The sequence below is a fragment of the Burkholderia sp. APQ4-4ca genome (assembly GCF_057837105.1).
Map to the genome: position 1 here is coordinate 29451 of NZ_JBYQCG010000105.1, position 5131 is coordinate 34581.

At 60.6% G+C, this 5131-nt stretch carries 2 protein-coding genes; both read left to right on the forward strand.

What is annotated here, in order from left to right:
• On the forward strand, positions 1 to 1123 hold a 1123-nt coding region (gene glmS, locus AC3IFE_RS13170), incomplete at its 5' end, for a glutamine--fructose-6-phosphate transaminase (isomerizing) (RefSeq protein ID WP_489190787.1).
• A 546-nt stretch (positions 1124 to 1669) separates the two neighbouring features.
• Positions 1670 to 5131 (forward strand): NACHT domain-containing antiphage protein HyoA (gene hyoA / locus AC3IFE_RS13175; RefSeq protein ID WP_489190788.1); only part of this gene is annotated, 3462 nt, incomplete at its 3' end.

Genomic DNA, 5131 nt, shown 5'->3' on the forward strand with positions numbered 1-5131 from the left:
GCAACGCGTCGCCGCGCATAGCGGCGCGGCCGATCTCGGGTCGTATCGTTACTACATGCAGAAGGAGATCTTCGAGCAGCCGCAGGCGGTGGCCGATACGCTGCTCGACGTTTCGTCGATCATGCCCGAGCTGTTCGGCGATGGAGCGTGGCGTGTGTTCAGCGACGTCGATTCGGTGCTGCTGCTCGCGTGCGGCGGCAGCTATCACGCCGCGCTGACCGCGAAGTACTGGATCGAGAGCATCGCGAAGTTGCCGGCGAGTGTGGAAATCGCCAGCGAGTTTCGTTATCGCGACGGTGTGCCGAATCCGCGCACGCTGGTGGTGGCGGTGTCGCAGAGCGGTGAAACCGCTGATGTGCTCGGCGCGGTGCATGTCGCGAAACGCAGCGGGATGATGCATACGCTCGCGATCTGCAACGTCGCGACGAGCGCGCTGATGCGCGAATGCGCGCTGCAATTCGTCACGCGTGCGGGGGTAGAAATCGGCGTGGCTTCGACGAAGGCGTTTACGACGCAGCTCGTTGCGCTGTTCCTGTTGACGCTGTCACTGGCGCAGGTGCGCGGGCGGTTGAGCGACGACGAAGAAAAGGAACATCTGCGCGCGCTGCGGCATCTGCCCGATGCGATGTCGAAGGTGCTCGCGCTGGAACCGCAGATCATGGCGTGGTCGGAGTTGCTCGCGCGACGCGACAACATGCTGTTTCTCGGGCGCGGGATGCATTATCCGATCGCGCTCGAAGGCGCGCTGAAGATGAAGGAGATTTCCTATATTCATGCGGAGGCTTATCCGGCAGGCGAGCTGAAGCATGGGCCGCTGGCGCTCGTCAGCAATGAAATGCCGGTGATCGCGGTTGCGCCGAATGACATGCTGCTTGAAAAGCTCAGGTCGAACATGCATGAGGTCAGTGCGCGGAATGGTCGGCTGTTCGTGTTCGCGGACGTGGACTGTGGATTGGTGCCGAGTGCAGGGATCGAGGTAATTCGGCTGAATGAGTACTACGGGCCGTTGTCGCCGATCTTGCATACGGTGCCGATGCAATTGCTTGCGTATCACGCTGCGTTGGCTCGGGGGACGGATATTGATAAGCCTAGGAATCTGGCTAAGTCGGTGACGGTGGAGTGAGAGGTGGTTTCTGCCACCTGTGTAAGCCAAGATCTGGTCTCTCAGTCAGCGTCGGATCAGAATCTTGGATTTGCCTGGAAGTCACTTCATCAAGCGACAAAATCGACCCGTTGCTGACTCGGAAAGAGGGCGGCGTCGATGCCCGCTGCCGATCCGAAACGGTATCTCGGTAAGTGCGACGGGCGCTTCCAAGCTGAAACGGTCACGCGTACCCCCTTCTCGGCTGGCAAGTTGTCGTCTTTACCAGACGCTTGGCCATCGCCAATGATTAAGCAGGTCAGTTTCCCATAGCCGCCGGTCCAAGGGCCAGAGTTTCAATGGCAGACATCGCCTGCCCCGGTCACTCATGCTGATTCATTCCGACAGCAGCCGCAGTCGACGTGTAATTGATTATGTCGTTTCATTCGCCGGAATAAGCCAAACGGTGCACAGTGGCATCTTTCACGTAATCGCCCCATGAAATCATGCCCACGTCATAATAAGCCACCTGACGGTGCGAAACAGGTGTACCGATCTCTCGCCCCTGAGGATGCAAAGGAGACGCAGATGTCGGTCGATCTCGACGAGTTTATCCAGCTTCACCGCACATTTCACGATCTCGCGCTTAGCGAGGAGGAAGGCAAGGAGTCGGACCTATTCCGGCTGATGCGCCGCGACAAACCTACGCAATGGTCCGATCTACTTGAGGAGCCGCGTATTGTCCTTCTCTCCGAGGCAGGGTCCGGAAAAACCGAAGAGCTCCGGCACGTCTGCCGCAACTTGCGGCAGAGCGCTAAGCGAGCTTTCTTCCTGCGCATCGAGCACCTCGCCCAGAACTTCGACGCCGCGTTCGAGGAGGGAACGCCCGAGGAGTTTGAGGAGTGGATGACCTCTGGCGAGCGCGGCTGGCTTCTTTTGGACTCCGTCGATGAAGCGCGGCTGAAAGACCCGAAAGATTTCGAGCGCGCGATACGGAAGGTCGGGCGCAAGCTCGGCAGCGTCCTTCAACGTACCCATGTCGTCATCACCGGGCGAACCGACGCTTGGCGGCCAAGGACCGATCTCCTGATCTGTGAGGCGGCGCTACCGTGGACGCCGCCGGCGACCGCGCCCGCCCAGCACCAGGAGTCCGATGAAGCCGTAACCACTAGCGACATCCCTGTACCGAAGGGTCGGAAGTCGCCATTTCGTATCGTCGCGCTCGACGAGATCGCCGGCGAGCAGGTCGACCGCTTTGCCAGCGCCAAGGGCGTCACCGATATCAAGGGCTTCAAAAAGGCGATAGAACGCGCCGACGCATGGTCGTTCACGGCCCGCCCACTGGACCTCGCCGAGACAGTCGAGTTCTGGATCGCCAACAAGAAGATTGGCTCGCGTCTCGAGCTGATACGGGCGAGCATCGACAAACGCTTGGAGGAGCGCGACCAAGACCGCGCCGACGCTAACCCGATCTCCAAGGATCGTATCCGAGCGGGCGCGCGCTTTGTCGCAGCGGCAGCGACGCTCGCGAAGGAGTCGGCTATCCGGGTGCCCGACGGTCAGCAGAACGACCGCGGCCTCTCGATCAAGGACGTGCTGACCGACTGGAACGACACCGACTGTCGGACACTCCTGACCAGGCCGATATTCGACGAGGGCATCTACGGAACGGTACGCTTCCACCACCGTTCCGTCCGTGAATTTCTCACAGCGGAATGGCTCAACGCCATGCTTGTCGACGAAGGATCGCGGGCGAAGATCGAGAACCTCTTTTTCCGTCGCCAATACGGTATCGAGGTCGTGGTGCCGACGATGCGCCCGGTTCTTCCCTGGCTAGCCCTACTCGACCAGCGGATCCTTGAGCGCGTAATGCGTCTCGCGCCCGAGGTTTTGTTTGAGGGTGGAGATCCTGCACAGCTGCCGGTGGATACGCGCGCCCAAATTCTGCGCGAAGCCTGTGAGCAACTCACCCAGCCAGCGCATGGCCGAAGCGCCACCGAGTACTCGGCCGTGCAGCGCTTCGCGAATCCGGACCTCGCGGAGTGCATCCGGGAACTCCTTGACAGGCACAGCAGCGACGAGGACATCGTCTGGTTTCTTCTTCGCATGGTCGCACAGGGCGGGATCGCTACCCTCGCGGACAAGGCCAAGCACTTCGCACTCAGCTCGCGCGCGGAGTACGCGCGGATCGCAGCTATCCGGGCAATGATCGAAGTCGGGTCGGGACACGACTGCTTCGAGGTCTGCGAGGCGTTCATTAAGGAAACGCCGCCGCTCTCGCGCAGATGGCTCGGTGAGCTTGTCGTCGGCCTCGGCCAGACGCGGGCCGACGTGGACTGGCTGCTCGGGGCCCTTGCGCTCACGGCACCCAAGAAGCGCTACGAGACCGATCCGCTCTTGGATTCGCTCGCCAGCTACGTGACCAGACTTCCACGGACGCTCCTCCCCACGCTTCTCGATGGACTCGCCAAACTTCTGAGCCGCAGGCCAGTCGTCGAGCAGCGTCACTGCGAGATTTCCAAGCGATACAGCTGGCTCGGCCAGATCGCGGGCCAAGGCCTGGTGCGGCTGATAAAAGGCTGCGATCCTGCCACGCTGAAGAAAACTGCGCTTTCGGTCCTGCGAAAGCTTTCCATAGCCGAGATCTACGAGCGCGGCACATTCAAGGGTGGGCTCAACGAACTGCCACAACTGGTCCGCGAATGGCCCGCGCTCAACCGCGCACTTTTCTGGCATAGCGTCGCCGAGGAGCGCGCGCGACGGAAGCGCAAGAACGGCGAGCGGCTGACCGACTATTGGCACGTCTCGATCTTCGACACCTATTGGGCCTTCGACGGTTCAGATTTCGACTATATGTGCGACGAGATCACCACTCGGCGACTCCAAGACGACAAACTCGTCGCACTGACGCTCGCCTTTACTCTCTACCAGCAAAATGGTCGGCTTCGGGCGTGGCGAGAGGCGCTCCAGAAGGTGTCGTCGGTCTATCCTGACGTGGATGCTGAGCTAGGCAAATTGCTCAAACCGTCCAGGGGTGCCAATACCAAGTTCAAGCGCCAGAAAGCCGCCTGGAAGCGCAGGTCCGAGAAGGAGGCGAAGAGGGAAGCGGCGTCCAAGGAGAGGGCAAAGCAGATTCTCGCGGGCCGATTGGACAAGATCCGCGACTTCGGAAAGCCCGGCATGATCTCCCGCGACCAGCACTACCTGCACGAGCAAATGCGTGGCGCCGAAAGTCAGTATAACCGGTGGACAGAGGGCAATTGGCAATCGCTCATCGAAGAGTTCGGCCAGGATGTCGCACTAGCTTTCCGAGATGGCGTCGCAGGATACTGGCGACAGAACAGGCCAGTGCTCCGCTCCGAGGGTGCCGTCGCGAACACCACGCCGTTCTCGACGATTTTCGGTCTTACCGGACTGTCGATCGAAGCGCGGGAAACCATTGATTGGCCGTCTTCTTTCTTTCCGGCTGATGCGGAGATCGCGGCACGATACGCCCTGCAGGAGCTCAATGGATTTCCAGTTTGGCTTCCCCGGCTGTATGCGTCGTTCCCATCGCAAGTCTTCGACGTGCTGCTAAAGGAAATCAAATACGAGCTCTCTACCGAAACGGAGGAGGGGGAGAGCCACTACGCGCTCTATGACGTCAGTTGGCATGGCGATTGGATCTGGGATCAGATTGCTCCGGCGCTCTTGCCGGAGTTGCGCGCTAAGCGGGTCAATACACGGAACCTCGGCCATCTTCTCGCGATCGTCAACCGATCATCGATCGACGACAAGACGATCGCTGCAATTGCTTCGCGGAAGGCGAACGCCACTCGCAACCTCACTTTTTCTCCGATCTGGTTCGCCGCCTGGGTCGGAACCGATCCTGCCGCCGCGATCCCAGCCCTTGCCGCCCGGTTTGCCGGTATGGATGACGCGGTCCAGCAGACTAAGCTGGCTCTTGCATTCGTCGTCGCCCTCGTCGGTGGCAGGTCGAAGGAAGGACAAGCCCGGCAGGCGTATCGCACGGTCGAGCACATGAAGTCGCTCTATCTGCTCATGGCGCGC